The organism is Persicobacter diffluens (genome assembly GCF_036244895.1).
In the GTDB taxonomy this organism is placed as follows: Bacteria; Bacteroidota; Bacteroidia; order Cytophagales; family Cyclobacteriaceae; genus Persicobacter; species Persicobacter diffluens.
On the sequence record NZ_BQKE01000002.1, the window covers coordinates 491,251 to 511,582 of the forward strand.

Below are 20,332 nucleotides of genomic sequence, written 5' to 3' on the forward strand. Positions count from 1 at the left end.
TTTAAGGTTTATCGTTTAGTGTTGCTTTATTATAACCGCATTTGAGCATTTGACTCCCAAAATACGGATTTAAAATTTCTGTTTGATCATCCAACCAGTCCGCTCCTTGGTCATTATTGACCATCGGACAATGATTGATGTACAGCGTCGGGAAACCCTCAAATCCTTGCACCAACCAGGTCATTCCTTGAGCCACTGACTCAAAAGCCTGCCTTCCTTTTTGCATCGATTTGGCCTTATAGATCGACCCTGTGGCAAAATCCAAATAAGGCTTAATCGCCATCCATTGCTGATGACTTTCCCCTTTAAAATCTTTCATCCTGAAGGTTTTCAGTTCTTTTTGAAAGGTTCCGGCAGATTCATGCGCCCCGGCCCAATCATCCGCGGCCAAAGTCTTTTTCATTTTCAAATAGGCCTTCAAAAGCGATTGGAATTTCAATTGCACCTGATCCGTAACGGGCAGTTGGCGCTCCGGCCAGTCCGGGATCGACACCTGATCTTCCGGAGTCGAAGTTGCCAAAGTCATCATACTGCTTTTGCCTTCCAGCTGAGCGGCCGCATCAATGCTAAATGCACCTTTCACCGCGATCTCTTCTCCGACCTTCAAGCCTTCCAATATCTGATAATCCGTGCCTCTTTGCTCGCCCAGCGTTACTGCTCTGGCCTTAAATCCAACGCCGGCTTCGGTCTCCTGCATCACATAAACCAGCGATCGCTTACCAGTCCAGAGCACGGCAGAAGCCGGCACCACAATATCCGAGGACTGCTCAACAGCCGTCATTTGAAGCGCCCCGGAAACAAAGGTCTCCGGCTTAAGCGCCATTTCAGGATTTTCCAAACCAAATCGGGCATAAGCCACCCTGGTTTTGGGGTCCACTACTCGATCCACAAAATCCACTTTCCCCTTTCTGCTTCTGGACTCTCCGGCAATCCGATATTGCACCTCATCGCCGGCTTTCACACGAGCCAGTTGTGATTCATAAATTTCAAATTGCACCCATAAATGTTTCAAATCTGAAATCCGGAATAAAGGTTGCCCCATTTTCAGATGATCGCCCACATTGACCATCTTTTCCATTACCACCCCCGACACATCTGCGCGAATAGGAAAAGCCGTCTTCACCTGACCACTTTTTTCAATTTGATCAATTTCTGTTTCCGATAATTTCCAATTGGCTAATTTCCGCCTGGCGGCTTGATATAGCGAAGGCTGTACAGATTTCAAGGCCACCGCCTGCAACAATTCTTCCTGAGCCGTCACCAGTTCAGGAGAATATAGGGTGGCCAAAACAGCACCTTTCTGCACATAATCACCAGTAAAGTTGACGGCTAAGGCTTCCACGCGACCACCAATATGGGTCACCTGAGAAGAGGTACGTGTTTCATCCAAAGTCAATTTACCATTCAACTCCAGCTGCCCCTCACCGCTTTCCTGCCCCACTTTCATGGTGGCTACTTTGGCCAATTCCATCGCCACTGGAGACATTTGTAATAACTGAGGATCCTCATGCTGTCCACCCGATGCCACCGGAATTAAAGCCATGCCACAAATCGGGCAATCTCCCGGCTCCGCCTGCCGGATCTGCGGATGCATGGAACAGGTATATTCCTGCTGCTGATGTGCATGATGATGCTCCCCTTCCGGTTCAGGAGAAGATGATCCACCAAAGAAAATATAACCCAGCACTAAACCCGCCAAAAGGGGCAGTACCATTTTGATATATGATGATTTAAATAATTGCATAATCATTAATTTAACCTATTCCTGACCCGTTTGTAAATACTCATATTTGGCCCAAATCTTTTGAATACTGGTAAGGGCCTTCACCCTTTGTTTTTCATAATTCAAAAGCAATTGTTGCATGCGAAGGACCTCCTCAAAGTCCTTCCCATCATTGGCGTAAGCAGTATACAATAAATTTAAAGCATGCCTGCTTTCGGTCAATTGTAACTCATACAAGTTCAATAATTTTTGAGCCTTAGTCAGTTCAAACAAGGTATTTTCCAAATCCTGTTGTAAGGCATTCCGGCGGGCTGCTTCCCGGAAAGCCCATTCCTCCACCACCAATTCTGCTGCCGCTTTTTTAGCCTTATACTTCTTCCGGAATATCGGCAAAGTGATCGCCACCATAGGCATAATGGCATCCTGTCCCGAGTTGGGTGCTTCCAGGGGAGTTTTTCCTACAAACATATAGTCCAGTCCTAATTTGAATTGGGGCATTCCGGCCTTATGCGCGGCTTTGAGCGCCATTTCCCCAGAAGATTGCATTTGCTGTGTCGCCACAATTTCCGGATGTTGATCTGAAATACTATCCAGGGGTTGATAATCCTGCTTCAGAGGCACCAAAGCATCCGAAAGCTTCATGACCGTATCCTCGGGCACATTGAGCAAAGTATAGAAATTGGTCTGGAGGCTTTTACGTTGTTGCTGTAAGATTTCCACCTCTGTAATGGATTGTTGCAACATCAGATCCACCCGCAAAACATCCACCATACCGGCTTTATTATTTTCAAACTGCCTTTCCGCCATGGTCTTATAGGCCGTTAACACCTGCTGGTTTTCCTGTTCCAATGCTAAAAGGTGGGCCTGCTCCGCAAGCGGAAACCAGGCTTGGGTCAATGCCACCTTCAAAAGGGCCTTCTCTTTCAAAAATTCCTGATAGCGAGCCTCTGCTACTGCCGCCCTACTCGCATATTGGGCTTTATAACTTCCGAACCAGGGAAACATCTGCATAAGCGAAAGCTTGGCGACCTGCGGTCCATTACGTGTTTCTATGGGCTGAATGAAATAGCCGATCGATAATTCAGGATCCGCCATGTTCTTCACCTGCGCCGCCTCCTGCACACTTCTTTCAAAAGCCTTATAGGTCGCCAGCAATTTGGGATTATGCGTATAGGCGTAGGCTTCCAGCTCTTCCGGCACCTGCGCAACCGCCAGCATCGGAACCGCCATAAAAATCAATAGCAGTAAATTTCTCATAAATCACCTCCTTTCGATAAGTGTTGCTTTTTAAAATTGCGCTCTGCCCGCCAGCAATACAGCACAGGCACGATAAAATAAGTGATGGAGGCCACCAGCATTCCACCAAAGGATGGTATGGCCATCGGAATCATGATATCTGCTCCTCTTCCGGTGGAAGTCAGCACCGGAAGCAAAGCAATAATGGTGGTAGCCGAAGTCATTACGGCGGGTTTGATTCTGCGCATTCCGGCTTGAATCGTTGCCTGTCGAATGGCGGCTACACTTTGCAGTTGCTCTTTTTTAAATTGCTGATCCAGATAGGTGGCAATCAACACACCGTCATCAGTGGCAATACCGAAGAGGGCGATGAAACCCACCCAAACCGCCACCGAGAGATTCACCGGATGAATCTGGAAGATGTCCCGAAGATTCAAGCCTAGCCCCCCGGTATTCAGAAACCAGTCCTGCCCATAAAGCCAAATCATGATGAACCCACCGGAAAAGGCCATAGCGATACCGGCGAAGACCATCAGAGAAGTCCCGACCGATTTAAACTGGAAATATAAAATCAGAAATATTATGATCAATACCACTGGCATAATCACCGACAGGCGTTGTTCCGCCCGCAATTGGTTTTCATAGCTACCCGAAAACTGATAGGTGACTCCGGGAGGAATAATAATTTGCCCGGAAGCTATGGCGGTCTCAATCGCCCCTTTGGCATCCTGCACTACATCCACCTCGGCCTGTCCCTCTGCTTTATCAAACAGCACATAGCCCAGCAAAAAGGTATTCTCACTCTTGATGGCTTGCGGTCCTCTTTCAAAGTCAATGTCGACCAATTGTCCCAGCGGAATCTGAGCGCCGGAAGCTGTGGTAACTAAAATATTACGCATGCTCTTCGGTTGATCCCGCAATTCTCTGGGGTAGCGCACGCGGACGGCATAACGCTCCCGCCCTTCCACAGTTTTGGTCATTTCCATCCCACCAATGGCCACCGCAATAACCTCCTGCACTTGTTGGAGGCTCAAACCATAACGGGCAATTTCCTTTCGATTAGGCTTAAGCACCAAATAAGGCTTGCCGACTATCCGATCTGCGAAAACGGCAGAGGCTTTCACCGAAGGCACTGCTTTCAGTATCGGCTCCAGAGATTGGCCAAATGCCTCTATGGTCTCCAAATCGGGTCCAAAAACCTTGATGCCCATGGGGGCCCGCATACCGGTTTGCAACATGACCAGCCGTGTCTCTATCGGTTGCAATTTCGGAGCGGAAGTCACTCCCGGCACTTTACTCACACGGGCTATCTCCTGCCAAATATCATCGGAGGATTTTATTTCCTTCCGCCAGTTCCGGTAAAAAGCACCATCCTCGTCCGTAATCAAATCACTGACCTCCACCCGGTTTTTAATCGCTGCTTCATTGGAGTAGCGCATACCATTTTTAAGGATAAATTGCCCTTCCTCATCTGTTCGAAATCTGAGGCGCTTTCCTTCCCCATCCACGGCATATTCCGGCTTATAATTGATCACATTCTCAAACATGGAGATGGGGGCAGGATCCAAAGCCGAATTTACCCGGCCGAGTTTACCCACTGCCATTTCTACTTCCGGTATGGTCATGAGCTGCATATCCAGCTGCCCCAACACTTCTCGATTATAGGTCAGTCCGGAATGGGGCATAGAAGTCGGCATCAGCAAAAAACTCCCCTCATCCAATGCCGGCATAAACTCCTTCCCTATTCCCGGAAACTCCTGATCGGAGGCCTTCCAAAAGGCAGTATTTTGCACCTCCCAATTCAGCTTTTGACCAATCCATTTTACAGGCGCCAACATAAAGGCACTGCCATTCCATATCAGACCGCCAAAGAATATCAAAGTGATCGGAAGGGCTAAAAAGAGGGCTTTATGCTCCAGGCAGAAATGCAATAGCTGTTGATATCGCATTTGCAACAGGAAGAAAAAACCAAGAATCAATCCGCAAATCAACACCACGAAACCAAAGTTCCCTACTAACCCACTGGATGGGCCAAGTGGTTCCCAATATTGCGCCAGCAGCATCAAAACGGCCAATACCGTAATCATGAGCGTGCCCTGTTTTATTACAAAATTACCCACCTTGGAATCTTGTATTTTTGGAAAAAACAAGGGTAGTGCAGGAATTACTGCCCAGGCTAAGCCTAATAATGCCCAGCCCATTTTACCGATCCAAAAGCCGGTAATTGCTAGGGCTGTTGCGACTCCAATCCCCCAATAGGATTTCGACTTAGCGGAGGATTTCCAACCAAACAACCAGTAGGCGAAAGTCGGCAAAACCAAAAGCGCCACCAACAAGGCCGCCAGGAGTGCAAAGGTCTTGGTAAAGGCCAACGGCCGGAATAACTTACCCTCAGCGGCCTCCATTAAAAAGACCGGAATAAAGCTGATGATGGTCGTTGCTACCGCGGCTATAATGGCGGAAGCAACCTCCACCGTGGCTTTATAAATCACCTCCACCAAGGTCTCCTCCTTTTTCAACTCCAGATGCTGAATAATATTTTCAGATAACACAATCCCCAGATCCACCATAGTACCGATGGCAATGGCAATACCGGAAAGGGCCACAATATTAGCATCTACCCCAAAATAGCGCATGGCGATGAAGACCATCAAAACGGCTAATGGGAGCAAACCTCCGATCAGAATACTCGCGCGAAGATTCAACACCATCACCAAAACCACCAAAATGGCGATTAATATTTCCAATGAAAGGGCCTCATTGAGCGTGCCGAGGGTTTCCTGAATCAGGGTGGAACGATCATAAAAGGGAACGATGGTCAGCTGACTTTTTCGGCCATCTGCCAGCGTTTTCACCGGCATCCCCGTTGCCATTTCCTGCATCTTTTCCTTCACTCCCTCGATCACCTGCATGGGATTTGCCCCATAACGCGCCACGACGACTCCCCCGACCACTTCCGCACCGTCTTTATCTAATAAACCACGACGATTCGCCGGACCCAATTTTATGCGGGCCACTTCCTTCAAACGCACGGGAACATTTTCACTGACTTTGACGACGGCCTCTTCCAGGTCTTCGATATTTTTGATCAGCCCTAAACCACGAATCAGGTATTCCGCCTGATTGATCTCCACCGTTTTCGCGCCCACATCTTGATTAGCGCCTTTTACAGCCACCATCACCTGCGCCAAAGAAACACCATAGGCATTCATGGCCTCAGGATCAACATCCACCTGATATTCCCGGACGAAACCACCAATAGAGGCGACTTCGGAAACACCAGAAACGGCACTCAAGCCATATTTAACGAAGAAATCCTGCACGGAGCGGATTTCATCCAAATCCCAACCACCGGTGGGCTTTCCGCTTTCATCCCGCCCCTCAATGGTGTACCAGTAGACCTGCCCCAATGCTGTTGCATCCGGACCTAATGCCGGCCGGGCACCTTCAGGTAATAAATCGGCGGGTAAAGCATTGAGCTTTTCCAAAATTCTGGAGCGGGACCAATAAAATTCGATTTCCTCTTCAAAGATGATATAGATGGAAGAAAAGCCAAAAATCGAAGTCGAGCGAACGGTCTTCACCCCCGGAATGCCCATCAGGTAGGTGGTCAACGGATAAGATATCTGATCCTCAATATCCTGAGGGGAATGTCCGGCCCATTCCGTAAAAATAATTTGTTGATTTTCCCCGATGTCGGGAATGGCATCCACCGGAACAGGATCCCGGGGTAAATTGCCCAATTTCCAATGAAAGGGCGCAGTCATGATACCCCAAGCCACCAAAAGCAGGAGCATCACCACCGTTAGTAAACGGTTTTCTAGAAAGAATTTGATTATACGATTCATAAATGATCAGCAAAAGGCCATCATGCTTCATCATTTATACCCACTTCCCGCTTTGCGCTACATCAAAAAGCCTATTAAGACTTCTAGAATTGACTGGAAAGCATAAATAATGAAATAACGCCTTATTCAACATCCAAAGAGATCCCAAAAGGGAATTATACCTGAAAATCTCAGGCATGGGAACGTGGAGTGATCCGCATAAACAATTGCCGGGAATCACTCATTGGAGTTGGCTAATAAAGAAAGGATTGCACAAAAATCGGGATTTCCGACTGTATTTTGAGCAATGGAGGAGGCCCCTCAGGGACAAAATAGTGAGTAATTGCTGTTGCCTGAATTCGAATAAACTGTTGCCAGATATCCTGAAAATCCTGCACCACGAAATTGAGGGAAGTGTAAAAATCAAAATGAAAATCTGCCTTTTGGAAAGCATCTTTCAGCTGATGCCATTCTGCCTCATTATGACAGCCGTGGGCTTCCATATCAGCAGCATCCATATTTTTACAGCAACTTTCGGCCGTGGAGAAAAAAGCCACCGTCATCACATGACCACCCATATAATGCTTATCAACCACCACGCCAACGGTGGAAAACATTAACAGAAAGGAAAGGGCGATATGTAAGGTTTGCTTAGGCATTTGTTTCAAAGAACGGAATAAATTTAGATTAGGACAAGGTTAAGGCTGATTTTTACAAAAAAAAGACAATATGCACTTCGGCCAAAAATTCATGGTTTATGTGAAGCGAATGATGCAAGGTTCTATTTAAAACTGCTTATTCTCAAAACCATGAATAGCCTGCTTAACCGGGATTATTCATACTTAAATCCTCGTTTAGCCGTAAGACGCAAAAAATGAAGGAATTTTTCCTATTTCGAGTTTTTTCCAACGAAACAGATGAATGAGGAGAAAGCAAGCTTGCCCAAATTTGGGCTATTATAATTCAAAGAAAATAAGTTTTAAAGAAATGAAAACAAACCATTTGCGCTTGGTTAATAAATATTCGGTGAATAATTCGGGTTTATGTCTTTCAGCTGTGGCCAATTGGGATAACTAAGCTTTCCCCTCCATCGTCTACACCATGGGAAAATTTATATAGGAACCCACTCCTTCCTGTTTCCCGCTCTGAAGCTAAGAGAACATTCATACAGGCATCATCAGGACGAATAAAAAAAAACAGCTCGCAAAATGACGAAATTCTACTCATAGGTACTATCTCACAACATATTACACTCAAATCGATTAGTAAAATAGACATAAACGAATTGACCATGGACAAATTAGCCCTCAAAAAATTTCTTATACAATCAGAATCAGAAAAAGCGCAGCAATCTGAAATCGAGTATGAAAGATATCTCTCCGATAATAATTCTGCCGAAAACGATGTAGTGGATATGGATGCTCAATCCCACCATCAGGAAAGTTTAGACATTGCCCAAAAGCTGGAAGAACAAATTCATTTGCATGAAAGGCATATAGAACAAATCAAGACCATCGATTTTAGCCCAACAGACCTCATAAAGCCGGGGGCCATCATTGAAACAGCCAACATCCATCTCATCATTGCGACCTCCATTCCGGCTTTCACATGGGAGGGGAAAAAATACATAGGCTTATCGCCTCAGGCTCCCTTATACCAATGTATCAAGGACAAAAAAGTAGGAGAAAAATGCACTTATAACCAAACCTCTTTTGATATCAAAGCCATATATTAATCAACAATTATTATCTGAATATGCTCCATGCGTGAGCTTAAACAATTTCCAACAAAGCGCATATTGATGGTGCTGTGCTCGCGTAATTTCGGATTTTAGCTACCAAAATTTGATTAAGCTTTCTTTTTCCAGATTCAATACTTCGCTGAAAAAAAATCGACAATGGAAAAAATACTTCTTTATTCCGGCTTTCCACTAAACGAGAAATTTAATATGCATAATTCGGCTCAAATTGTTTTCCTCCGCCTTAATTGCTGCGGTTCAAAAAGAAAGAAATGGCACCTGCTTTCCTTCCTTGCCACATAGGAGAAACTTATTATAAACTATGGGATTTTTAGTGTCTGACAACATCCTAAATACGGTTTAGCAGAAAGCAAAAAAACAGCTACCCACATGAGTAGCTGTTCAAAATCAGTATAGCATTTTTGTTATTACAAACTACTAATTGATCCACTGCCGCTGATATTACTGGTAATTTCCGGATTTCCTTTATAGCGAACTCTCCCACTTCCACTAATGGACACATTCAGTTCTTCCTCGGCCCAGACTTCCATTTCACCAGAACCAGAAATATGAACTTCACTCTTTTGGGTTTTCAGATCTCTGCATCGATATTTTCCCGAACCGGAGATTTCCAATTGCTGAGCATTGGATGTTCCAAAAACTTGAATATTACCGGAACCTGAAATTTTGGAGTAAAACTGATCGGCCTCCACACTACCATTTATACTCCCGGAACCCTCCAATCGAAAGCTCACATCCGTACCAGCCGCCCGGATATCCACGGCTTTACCGCTGCCACTTTTCTCCAGCAACACTTTATTTCCCTGCATCAGGGCCGTGTCCGCATCCATAGAGACAGTACCACTACCGGCGTATCCGATATAATCAATAGGATCTTTCAGGCCGATATTCACGGTGACGCCTGCATGATTGCCCACTCGTTTATTAAAGCGGATTTTTAACAAGCCCCCATCATTTACTATTTCGGTGATATCCAAAATATTCCCTTGCCCTTCGGCATTGACGGTCAGATCCTGATCACCCGTCAAATATAAATGGATACCATCTTCCACCCGAATTCCGGTAAAGTCTTGTACCGGGATATTACGACGCTCGATCGGGCCACTACCGTCAATGCCCATACTGCCACAGGAACTCAGGGCTAAGACCGCCCCGAAAAGCCATAAAAATTTTCTCATCGTCTTCATGCGCAATAATTTACAATAATAGAAGGTTAAAGAACTTACTTTCATTTATTGCGTGTTTAAAAATAAACCAGCCGGCTGCAAATTCGAATTATCAAAAGGGATTTTGGATAATTTCTCAACAAGAGCAATGTTATTTTCTCAAAATAATCAGGTTTCCCTTCGGCAATAATCAAATTTTCGCTACGAATTTTGGCTTTAAAACAAGCTCTTAACCTCCTGGCGTGATTAATATTTTGATCGATCTAACTTCCTAAAACTTCCAAAACGAATAGAGGCCTGTAAACCACCCCAGACAGCCATATATAAATCGCCATTTTGTTCCGACCACCAATTGGGGAATACGGACAAGGCTGGAGCCGGATAGCCCTGGGTATCCGTTAAATTCCCTTGATCCACATGAGAGGTTAGCAAGCTAATGGCCGGGCCCACAGACATGGTCATCCAAGGCGCAATTCGGATATCCACTCCCATATGAAAACGGGACATCAAATTTAGTTGATCCGTCCAACCTTCATCTTCATTGATATGCGTGGCGGTTAACTCCATGAAGAAGTGATTCTTTCGGCTGATGTGAAATTGCGTACCAATACCATATCCCAAACCATAACGCTGATAATTGCCATCCCACATATAACCCGCAGTAAAAATATTATAGAAAACAGGGGATCCCATCCGATAGGTCAACATTCCTCGCCAAACTTCATTGGATTCAAAAGCGACCGAACGATAACCATGCCTTACGATGTTTAATACTCCGAAGGGAATGCCCTTTACGGAATCCGCTACATTGATTACTCCAACCATGCTTCCCTGTACCTTGCCCCCCACATTGATGGCACCAATCTGACTACCTTTCAATGTACCGGTATTTACGTTTATCGCCCCAATTTGAGCTCCTTCCATTTCCGCAATAGCCACATTTATAGGAGCAGCCTGCAAACCATTCATATAACTAAGGGCTACGTTGACCCCACCAGCCATCTGCAAGCCCTTAATCTCGTTAATGCCCACATTTACAGCACCACTCAATTGGGCACCTTTGACCTTCTTTTCGGCAATATTCACCGCTCCTGATAATTGGGCACCCTGCACATTCCCCTGAGCCAAACTGCTCACCCCGGACATTTGAACCCCTCTCAATCGATCACCACTAGCATTAAACACCCCGGCCATTTGCACACCTTGCGTTTGTCCATTAACATAGTTCATAATGGGTGCCATTTGAACTCCGTACATGTCCTGGTAAATGTAATTGGCCAAAAATGAACCCTCAAAACCGTTGACCCCACCATTCTTTCCCAAAAACATATTAAAGGAAAAATTGTGGATGGTTTTTTCCGGATCCAGCTCATTAATCCTATCTGTGGACAGTGGTGTCACCACAGAAAATTGAATAGGATAAGTGGGTAAGGATACAGTATCCTGTTGCTGGGCAAAAGTCTTTGCAAACGCAAGGACGCAAAATAAATGAACCAATAATAAACGAACCTTCATGCTATTTTTGAATTGTAAAATTTAGTCTCTTTCAAAAATAAGATGTGCTCCCCTGCTTTTCCCCCTACTCTGTTTGAACCTTTTTTTCTATTTTTTTGAAAAAAAGGTTCAATACAGGGACAAAAACCTCACCATCAACCCCTTACATAAGTTAAATTTTTAAAAAAAACACATGAATAGAAAATAAAGACCAATATCAGAAATTCCATACTATTATTGCCTTGAATTTTGTAGCTTCAAAATACATTCAAACGACTCCCACGATTTATGAAAAAATGGTTACCCTACCTGGCTGGTTTATCAGCAATTTTTTTCCTATTTGCCTTTTATAAATATTTTACAAAAAGGGAAGAAATAAAGACCTATAGTTCTCTGGCTCATCCCATTGCTCAAAAAATACCAGTCATCACTCCTCAAATTTCCGGTGAAATAAAAGCCATCATCCGACAGGAAGAGTCACTGCCTGAAAGCGATACGGTCATTGCTAATTTCTTTGTCCCACAAATTTACGCTTCCAGAGATTTTGCCCCTTATTGGGGATCAGCCAAAAATCGAAAAGACATGCTCTCCTATATCGAAAACATGGACAAGCATGGGCTGAGCCCGGAATTTTATCATTTAGCAGTTCTGAAAAAGCTGAATAACATTCCCGAAGCAACGAAAACCGAACTCCAAAAAGCACAGGAGGATGTCTTGTTAACAGACGGACTCGTAACGATTATTTTCCATTTTCTTTATGGAGCCCTGAACCCAAAGGATATTTTCCCGGACTGGAACTACGGCATGGTGGCCCTGCCGGAAAATATCGTTCAAACCATGTATTTGGCCTTATTGAAAGAACAAATTCCCGAACAACTGAATAGTATTGCTTTTCGGATGCCATTCTACGAGGCGCTATATCATTCCCTGGAAAAACACCGGCAGATTCAGGCCCAGGGCGGATTTATAAAACTCCCGGCTATTGATAAAGCCATTCATCCCGGAAACAGGCATGACCTCATCCCGTCCATTAGGACACGAATTGCTCAAATTCAGGAAATCGAAAAAAATACAACTGATTCCACCCTTTATGATGATCATTTAAAAGCTGCGATAATCACCTATCAAAATCGGCATGGCTTAAATGCCGATGGTATTATTGGCAAAGGCACCATTAATACCCTGAATGTTGCTTGTAAAGATCGCATGAATACTTTATTGGTAAACCTGGAAAGAAGTCGTTGGTTGTCCCGGGAAAGTCCCAAGCGGCATGTCACCGTGAATATTGCAGGTTATCAGCTCTATTTAATTGACAACCGAAAGGTGACCTTTGCCACCAGGGTGATGGTAGGCAAAAAATACCATAAAACACCGGTGTTTACCGATACGCTAAAGTATATCGTGCTCAATCCCTATTGGAACGTTCCAAAATCTATCGCTGTAAAGGAAATGCTTCCCAAATTAAAAGTAGACCCCGATTATTTGGATCGCAACAATATGAGCTTGGTGGAAACAGACGGGACCGTCCTCAACCCGCATAGCATCCCTTTTGAAGAGATCAATGAAAATAATTTTCATTTCATGGTTAAACAAAAGCCCGGGCCAAAAAATGCTTTAGGGCAAGTGAAATTTTTATTTCCCAATCAATATTCGGTTTATCTTCATGATACCCCAAGTCGTTACTTGTTCAATACCGAAAACCGGGCCTACAGTCATGGCTGTGTCCGGGTAGAACATCCATTGAAATTAGCCAGTCTTTTGCTTCGAAATACCCAATGGGACCAAAAAGCCATTGATGAGCAAATCGCATCAAAAGAAAATAAACACATTCGTATGCAGGAAACGGTACCCATCAATATTGTATACCTGACCGCACAACCCGGTAAAAATGGACAGCTGCATTTCTATAAAGATGTGTACCAAAGAGATCAAAAAATTCTCAAAATGCTCAAAGAGATCAAATACGATGTATCAGAAAATCGTCGGCCGCAAAATGTAGCGCATTATTTTATGGAAGAAGAAACCGAAAATGCCATTGGGCATATAGAAAAAAAGAAAGATATTTGACGGTCTGTAAGAATTAGGATTTCTTAAGTGACAATTGTCACACAGAGGAAATAGGCACAGGATTATATTTGTTAGAATTGAATTTGATAATATGCCATTAAGATCATTTTTATTTTTATTACTTGTTGTCGCAACTGCCTGCCAACCCGGCAGTAGTCAAAGCGTTAGCGTGGAGGAATTGCACCAAAACATAAATCAGCAGGAACTACAACTACTGGATGTGAGAACGCCCAATGAAACCGCCTCAGGAATCATTAAAGGTGCTCAAGTCATTGACTTTAAGTCCGGAAAAGTAGTAGAAAAGGCAGAAAAGATTTTCAAAAAGGACGCTCCGCTTTATGTTTATTGTCATTCGGGTGGCAGATCTGCGCGTGCCGTCAAAGAATTGCAAAAGGCTGGATTCCAAAAAGTGATCAATGTAGAAGGAGGCATCAGTGCCTGGAAGAAAAAAGACTATCCGGTGAAGACCAAAGCAAATGCTTTCGAAATTAATCAACATGAGGTAGAGGCTTTTCAGAAAGCGCTCAAGAAAAATGATATTTCTGTAGTTAATTTCTACGCAACCTGGTGTGGAAGCTGTAAGAAGAATAAACCCTTTTTGGAAGGATTATCTAAAAATTATAATCAAATTGTATTTCAACATCTGGATGTAGATCAAGAAAAATCAATATACAAAAGTCTAAGTTTACAATCCGTTCCGGTAATTTTGATTTATAAAGGAGATCAAATCATCAGGCAGTATGACGGACTCCTGGAGCAGGCTTCCTTTGAACAAGAACTAAAAACGCTAATTTAGCAAGCACACATACTTGAATAGCAGCTTCTCCCAATGAAGCTGCTATCATTTTTTCCCGTCCCCCCTCCTTTCCTCTCAAAGCTTTTCCCGGAGCTCCACCTCAAAACCTTCCTGAAAGCGGAGCCGTCTGCTTTAGTGATCCAATGCTTCTGGCAGCTTTTTAAGAACAGGACATCTTTGCTTCAAAAACAACATCGTTATTTCTTATTCCATCAGCCCCTTTGATACCTTAAAGCGTATTTAAAAGTCATTCTTCGTAGTGAAAATTTGATGATTGCAGAAGCTATACCCGATTATTTTGAGAGAATAGCAGCGCTATGGTAGAGAAATTATCCAAAATCGCTTCCAATAATTCGAATTTGCAGCCGGATGGTATGCTTTTAAACACGCGCTTAATGGTTATTGATTATAGCTTCGATAACCAGCCGAATTTCCCGATATTATTAAAGGTAAGCTGTCGAAAATCCTTTAATATGAGGACAGCCACCCCTATTCTGAGCACGCCAGGGCCATTTGTTGGGAAGAAACCATCTATCTGTCCGAAATATTAGACAGCCTATTTTATAGGAAAGATTTTTTAAGCCGGAATATTCATACTTAAATCCTCGATAAGCTTCTGACGGGAAAAATGAAGGAATTTTTCCTATTTCATTTTTTCCAACGAGGCAGATGAATCAGGAGAAAGTAAGTTTGCCCAAATTTGGCCTATTAACAAATGAATAATCATAATATTATTGATTTGAAAAAAGTCAGCGAAATCAATTCACATAATTTTACAGCGAATAACTCGGATTAAGTCTACTTTTATCATAACTAACGAAGTCAAATATTCAAGGAGCGTAGACCCACAGTTATATTTAAACCAACTGAAATATGATTTAAAAATCGTATATTCAATCAAAACCATAGACAACATATGACTGCTAAAACCAACCGTATAATCTACCTTATTGCTACCGGATTATTAAGCCTGATGATGCTGGGCTCTGCTGGTATGTACATTTTTAATCACGAGGAAATGAGTAAGGTTTTTGAGTCGCTGGCTTATCCTACCTATATTATTTACCCACTGGCAGCCGCTAAAATACTGGGCCTGGTAGCCATTTGGACCAAAAAATCCCAAACGTTAAAAGAATGGGCATATGCGGGCTTTTTCTTTGATTTTGTATTGGCATTTATGGCTCATACGGCAGTCGGGGACGGAGAAGCAGCCCCTTCCGCTGTGGCAACCCTTATTCTTTTGGTCTCTTACTATTTTGAAGACAAATTCTAATTTACAATTTTCCTTCCAGGGAAATACGACTGCCCTTTTCGGCTTTCGGATTTTCCCCGGAGGGAATTTTCACCAATTGTTCCCCAAGCATTACCCAAATTTCCTTACCTGTATTTTCCAAAACAATTCCCTCAAGCGCATCTTTAGTGAAGAAATCCTTTACTTGCTGTACTTTCCCCCCCAGCCCATTAGTCAATGGCAATACCTGATCACATAAATACATGACCTCAGAAGCATCATGACTCACCAATATCACCGTGCAATTAAAGGCATTTAGAATTTCATCCACGGACTGCAGCAGTCTTCTTTTAAGGGACTGGTCTAAGCCCGAAAATGGCTCATCAAGCAACAAAACCTCAGGCTCCTGAATAAGGGCTCTCGCCAAAGCCAATCTTTGCTTTTCTCCACCTGAAAGCGCCGCAGGATACAAATTCCGCTTATCTGTTAACTCCACTAATTGCAACATCTTCGCTACCTGAGCAGGAGATTGACCCTTTTGCAGCGCAAAGGCCAACTGATCTTCTACTTTCATATTGGGGAAAAGGGCCAGGTCCTGAAAAACCATTCCCACAGAACGAGTACGGGAATTCAAAAAAAGTCCTTGGTGAGCATCCTGCCAAGTTTCGTTTTTTACCTGTACACTTCCTGCTGATCCGGCTTCCAAACCCGCCAAAATCCGTAGTAAGGTCGTTTTGCCAGCACCTGAGGGGCCAAAGACTGCCAATCGGTTTCCTGCTGAAATTTGGGCATTTACCTGCAGTAAGGTACCATTGGGCATTGGATATTGAAGATCAATCTGCATCATAATGTTGCTGGAGCTTAGAGGCCAAACGAATGGTAAAAAGAGATAAAAGACTTAGCCCTAATAATATCAAAGAATATTGATGTGCTGCGGCATAATTAAGCGTTTCCACTTCTTCAAAGATCATGATACTCACCAATCTGGTTTTTCCGGGAATATTACCGCCGATCATGAGGACCAGTCCGAATTCACCCAGTGTGTGTGCAAAAGTGAGCATAACAGAAGTCCAGAAAGCAGGACGCATATTAGGCAACAACACTTTCCAGAGCGTTTCCAAATGCCCCTTACCTAAAAGGAAAGAAGCCTCGCGCAAATGTTCGGGTAGATTTCGGAATCCTGCAAGCAAGGGCTGCATCATAAAGGGTAAGTTATATATGATACTTGCCAGTAAAAGGCCGGAAAAATTAAATACTAACTCCCAACCAAAGGTGGCTTTCAACCAATGCCCGAAAAAGTTATTAGGACTGAAAAGCATCAATAAATAAAAGCCCAGCACCGTAGGCGGGATAATCAGAGGAAGGCTAAAAAGGCCATCTGCCCATTGCCCCCATCTCTTTTTATTAAAAGCAAAATAGTAGGCCATTGGAATACCTGCCAGCAGTAAAATAAGGGTAGTAAAAAAGGCGAGTTTTAAACTTATAAAGATGGGATTCCAATCCATTGGAGACAATGCTATACTATAAATCTTGGGTTAAATATCCATATCTTTTCAATATAGACAAAACTTGCTCATCCTTCAGAAAATCAAGAAAATCTTTCGCCTCCTTTTTTTGACGAGCGGATTGATGCCTGTTCACCAATACCGCAGACTGGAAAATCGGCTCATAGTCCTCCGGTGAAATATTAAACCAATGCCCATTCTCCTTGCCCTGCAGCATTTCCTGAGAGGAGCGGGCAGTGAGCCCGGCTTGTAGCCCAGCGGTCGCAATAAAGTGGTTGGTCTGACTCACTCCATCAGCAATGACAAATTGCTGCTCAAAAGCTTCCCACAAACCATTCGCCCTTAAAAATTGTACCGCCGCACGGCCATAAGGCGCAATATCCGGATTGGGAACCACCAGCTTACCCCCATTTTCCAATACTGCCCTGACATGATCGGCCGGACGCTTGCTATCTATCTCCTTGATTGTCCACAACACCAACTGTCCCTGAGCATACCGCACAGGTTTTCCCGAAGTAACCCCCCTTTTTTGAAGGACTTGCGGGTATTGTTCATCAGCGGAAATGAAGATATCAAAAGGAGCCCCATTCAAAATTTGATGGGTCAGCTTACCACTACTGCTGATGGTCATATTCACTTTGGTGTTATATTGATGCTCATAGGCGGCAACCACTTCTTTTGCCGGTAAAGCCATATTGCCGGCCACAGCGATCAACAACTTCTCCTGCTCCTGGTGATTTTTACAGGCTCCAATACATATCAAACCAAAGCAAATGAACGCATACAGTGGTCTACTCATGGAAATATATCATTTAAATAAAGTCGAAATGAGCTGATTTTATGGAAAAAATCTCTGCAATTCAAAAAGGTCAATACAAATATAAGCTTTAGAGCGTGTTTAAAAGCCAAAATTCGCAGTGAAAATTTGATTATTGCAGCAGCGATAAAGGAATATTTTGGGAGCATAGCATCGCTATTGTTGAGATATTATTCAATTATGCAGCCGGATGGTGTACTATTAAACATGCTCTTAGGCCATCCCTGCCCGCCTTACATCCAATCTTTCACCTGTTGAATATCCAAAAAGTAGATTAATCTCACTGAAAAACTATTGATTTGATTGGCCGTCAATGTATTAGATAAATTTTCCAGGTATCTGATATTAATTTCGTTATCATCCGCATATATCTGATTTTTCCAGAACACGGTCAAAAAGCTGGATGGTGCGAATTCCCAACTATAGCCCAATTCCATATTAAAAGCATTGAAATTCGTATTATATTCACTACTACCGTCTTCATTGAAACCAGTAAAATCTGTCGGATATAGTTTTCCATTTTTCCCCAAATCGTAAAATTGACTATAGGCCACATTAGACCAATAATGGCGTAGTCTAAGGTTGATGCCCATTTTATTGGTGATGGCATAATTTCCCCAAATTGAATTACCAAACTCAATTCGATCCCTTTTCCCATATATGACTGCCGACCGTTCCCCCTGATCATTATATTGATGATCAACAAAGCCACGTTCTGCTCTAATTTTCGCCAGGTCGACTTCTGCAGAAAGGGTAAAACGATTATTGAACCGCATCCGCGGAACAATTCCAAAGCCATTGTCTAACTGTTGCATAGAAGGACGGCTCCAAATCCAGCTAAATCCTTCTACCGCGAACCTTTTCCTTTCATCAGTGCCCATATAAAAACCGGTATTAAAAGAGGGCTCCCGGATGAAATAGTATTCAAAATCAGCGCGAGGGTCAAAATAATCATAACCACGGATAGGGTTTCCCTCCAGCCAGATATTGGCCCGGTAAAAATTTTTAAACTCCATAAAATAATTGGAGGCAAGCTCAAAATCTGCGAAAGCAAAAGGCGTCACAATATAATTCAGCTGATAGGTAGTATTCCATTGAACACTGTTAAAAATGCCATGTGGTTCCTGCTTGCTATAGGTAAATCGCATCCCCTGATCGATATAATTGTTCCGTCGAAGAAAACCCATATCATTGGGATTATATTCATCCGAAATAATTTGAAACCACCCTACATACTGATAAGTCCCTGAAATCTTCCCACCATCAATCCCCAGGCTATAGCCCGTAGATAAATCATCCCCCGTTTTAATATAACTCCCCGCCGCACTACCGCGAAATGACCACACATTTTCCTGATCATAAAAACGCCAATCCAACCGGCTTACATTAGCCATCCTTCCTTCTACTCCCCGGTAAACATTGGTATTCATAAAGCCAATGTTGGAGTTATTTTTCAGGTTTTGCTCAATGACCAGGGCATTAAAATTCGTTAAGGGATCCACCTGAATTTTTCGTCGCTCATCGGATAAAGTATCCTGCACTTCCGCATAAGTTGCCTCGGTTACGGCATTGAATACACCAATCCCTAAACCACTGGAAGTCCGTCCACTCAATTTGGTGGCATTTACCAGCGGCGCATCCGCCGGCTGACTGATAACCTCCTCCTGGGACTCGTAATCAAAACTTCCAAAAGATTTCCCCACCCTACGGGAATAAAACATGTCTGATCGATTAAACAGCTCCGTTCCTTCAGTAAAAAAGGGGCGATTTTCATCAAAACGCACCTCAAATGCAGAAAGATTCAATACCCGGTTGTCTGCTTGTACCTGGCCAAAATCAGGAATCAGCGTCATGTCCAAAGTAAAGGCCTGGTTAATTCCCCACTTCACATCCAGCCCTGCTGAGGTACTGAAATTGGACGTTTCTGAAGCTTCATCAATATCATAATAAGTAGACAGATAAGGAGAAATAGCCAATCGTAGCGGTGGTTTAATCTCCTTTAGCTCCAGTAATTTCCCGAACTGATTCACAAAGCCATTCACATTCGGATCTACATAATTCCAGTAACTTTCCTCATTCAGACGCTTCACCACCCTTTGAACATTCATCCCCCAATTTTGCACCTCCATTTTTGGAAAACGGAGCGCCATATAGGGAATTTTCATCTCCACGGTCCAGCCTTGTTCATCCACTTTGACTTCACTGGTCCAGACAGCATTCCAGTTAAAATCTGTCCCGCCGGGCGTCTCATACATATCCGTTTGCGTTCCGGCAGCAGAAACCATGAAATGGAAAGCATTTTGACCGTTGTTAAAGGTATCAAAAGCAATGGAAAAGATGTCCGCATTGTTCTTTCCGGTATCCCGCACCCCCATTTCCTGAAAAATGCTGTCCGGTTGAGAATCAAACATTCTTGCGCCAACATATATGGCCTGATCATCATAACGCACCATAAATTTGGTGGTATGATTAGATGGCTTGCCATTATTCGGCGAGATTTGAACAAATTTATTTTCGAATTGATCTGATCCGTTAGTCCAGATTTCTTCTTCCAACCGGCCGTCAATCTCGGGCGGCTGGCTTATTCGAAAAGCATTCAGCTGTAATTTTTGGGCAACAGAAAAAACAGGTAAAAATAAGCCCAGCATAAAAAGCAGGCTTTTCACAAAAGTAGGTTTCATTCAGATGTTGGTCATAAAAATAATGCGAGG

Annotated in this window: 14 protein-coding genes; 4 read left to right on the plus strand and 10 right to left on the minus strand. The window is 43.4% G+C overall.

Annotated elements, in window-relative coordinates; all coding sequences use genetic code 11:
* Window position 1: 1 nt before the first annotated feature.
* From AAA970_RS16570 to AAA970_RS16585, 4 genes are all read right to left on the minus strand, one after another.
* Window positions 2-1,744, minus strand: coding sequence for an efflux RND transporter periplasmic adaptor subunit (locus AAA970_RS16570; protein WP_338238005.1), 1,743 nt, complete (start codon window positions 1,742-1,744; stop codon window positions 2-4).
* 15 nt (window positions 1,745-1,759) lie between these two features.
* Window positions 1,760-2,980 (minus strand): TolC family protein, encoded by a 1,221-nt coding sequence (locus tag AAA970_RS16575; protein ID WP_338238006.1) that lies wholly within the window; start codon window positions 2,978-2,980, stop codon window positions 1,760-1,762.
* The gene (locus AAA970_RS16580) at window positions 2,977-6,807 is read right to left on the minus strand and encodes an efflux RND transporter permease subunit (protein WP_338238007.1); all 3,831 of its coding nucleotides are present in this window, start codon (window positions 6,805-6,807) and stop codon (window positions 2,977-2,979) included. Before AAA970_RS16580 ends, AAA970_RS16575 begins: the two co-directional genes overlap by 4 nt.
* Window positions 6,808-7,040: 233 nt before the next feature.
* A complete protein-coding gene (locus AAA970_RS16585) occupies window positions 7,041-7,445 on the minus strand; it encodes an HYC_CC_PP family protein (protein ID WP_338238008.1) in 405 nt (134 codons plus the stop codon).
* 632 nt (window positions 7,446-8,077) lie between these two features.
* Between AAA970_RS16585 and AAA970_RS16590 the strand changes: the two genes are divergently transcribed.
* Entirely contained in the window at window positions 8,078-8,521 is a 444-nt protein-coding gene (locus tag AAA970_RS16590; protein WP_338238009.1) for a hypothetical protein, read from the plus strand.
* A gap of 431 nt (window positions 8,522-8,952) precedes the next feature.
* Here AAA970_RS16590 and AAA970_RS16595 read toward each other — a convergent pair whose 3' ends face one another.
* Both AAA970_RS16595 and AAA970_RS16600 read right to left on the minus strand, forming a co-directional pair.
* Window positions 8,953-9,777 carry a head GIN domain-containing protein gene (locus AAA970_RS16595; RefSeq protein WP_338238010.1) on the minus strand — a complete coding sequence of 275 codons (825 nt, stop codon included), beginning with the start codon at window positions 9,775-9,777 and terminating at the stop codon, window positions 8,953-8,955.
* 180 nt (window positions 9,778-9,957) lie between these two features.
* A complete protein-coding gene (locus AAA970_RS16600; RefSeq protein WP_338238011.1) occupies window positions 9,958-11,226 on the minus strand; it encodes a hypothetical protein in 1,269 nt (422 codons plus the stop codon).
* Window positions 11,227-11,493: 267 nt separating this feature from the next.
* Here AAA970_RS16600 and AAA970_RS16605 point away from each other — a divergent pair, with 267 nt between their 5' ends.
* The 3 genes from AAA970_RS16605 (at window position 11,494) to AAA970_RS16615 (ending at window position 15,341) form a co-directional block, all read left to right on the plus strand.
* Window positions 11,494-13,272 (plus strand): L,D-transpeptidase family protein, encoded by a 1,779-nt coding sequence (locus AAA970_RS16605; protein WP_338238012.1) that lies wholly within the window; start codon window positions 11,494-11,496, stop codon window positions 13,270-13,272.
* Between the two features lie 91 nt (window positions 13,273-13,363).
* Window positions 13,364-14,068, plus strand: a complete 705-nt coding sequence (locus AAA970_RS16610; RefSeq protein WP_338238013.1) for a thioredoxin domain-containing protein — start codon at window positions 13,364-13,366, stop codon at window positions 14,066-14,068.
* A 916-nt stretch (window positions 14,069-14,984) separates the two neighbouring features.
* Window positions 14,985-15,341 carry a DoxX family protein gene (locus AAA970_RS16615; protein ID WP_338238014.1) on the plus strand — a complete coding sequence of 119 codons (357 nt, stop codon included), beginning with the start codon at window positions 14,985-14,987 and terminating at the stop codon, window positions 15,339-15,341.
* 1 nt (window position 15,342) lies between these two features.
* Here AAA970_RS16615 and AAA970_RS16620 read toward each other — a convergent pair whose 3' ends face one another.
* The 4 genes from AAA970_RS16620 to AAA970_RS16635 all read right to left on the minus strand — a co-directional run bounded on the left by AAA970_RS16620 (window position 15,343) and on the right by AAA970_RS16635 (window position 20,302).
* Window positions 15,343-16,146, minus strand: coding sequence for an ATP-binding cassette domain-containing protein (locus AAA970_RS16620; protein WP_338238015.1), 804 nt, complete (start codon window positions 16,144-16,146; stop codon window positions 15,343-15,345).
* Window positions 16,133-16,804 carry a molybdate ABC transporter permease subunit gene (modB, locus tag AAA970_RS16625; RefSeq protein ID WP_338238016.1) on the minus strand — a complete coding sequence of 224 codons (672 nt, stop codon included), beginning with the start codon at window positions 16,802-16,804 and terminating at the stop codon, window positions 16,133-16,135. The genes AAA970_RS16620 and modB overlap by 14 nt, the downstream gene beginning before the upstream one ends.
* A 16-nt stretch (window positions 16,805-16,820) precedes the next feature.
* Window positions 16,821-17,603 (minus strand): molybdate ABC transporter substrate-binding protein, encoded by a 783-nt coding sequence (gene modA / locus AAA970_RS16630; protein WP_338238017.1) that lies wholly within the window; start codon window positions 17,601-17,603, stop codon window positions 16,821-16,823.
* A 251-nt stretch (window positions 17,604-17,854) separates the two neighbouring features.
* Window positions 17,855-20,302 carry a DUF5916 domain-containing protein gene (locus tag AAA970_RS16635; RefSeq protein ID WP_338238018.1) on the minus strand — a complete coding sequence of 816 codons (2,448 nt, stop codon included), beginning with the start codon at window positions 20,300-20,302 and terminating at the stop codon, window positions 17,855-17,857.
* Window positions 20,303-20,332: the final 30 nt, after the last annotated feature.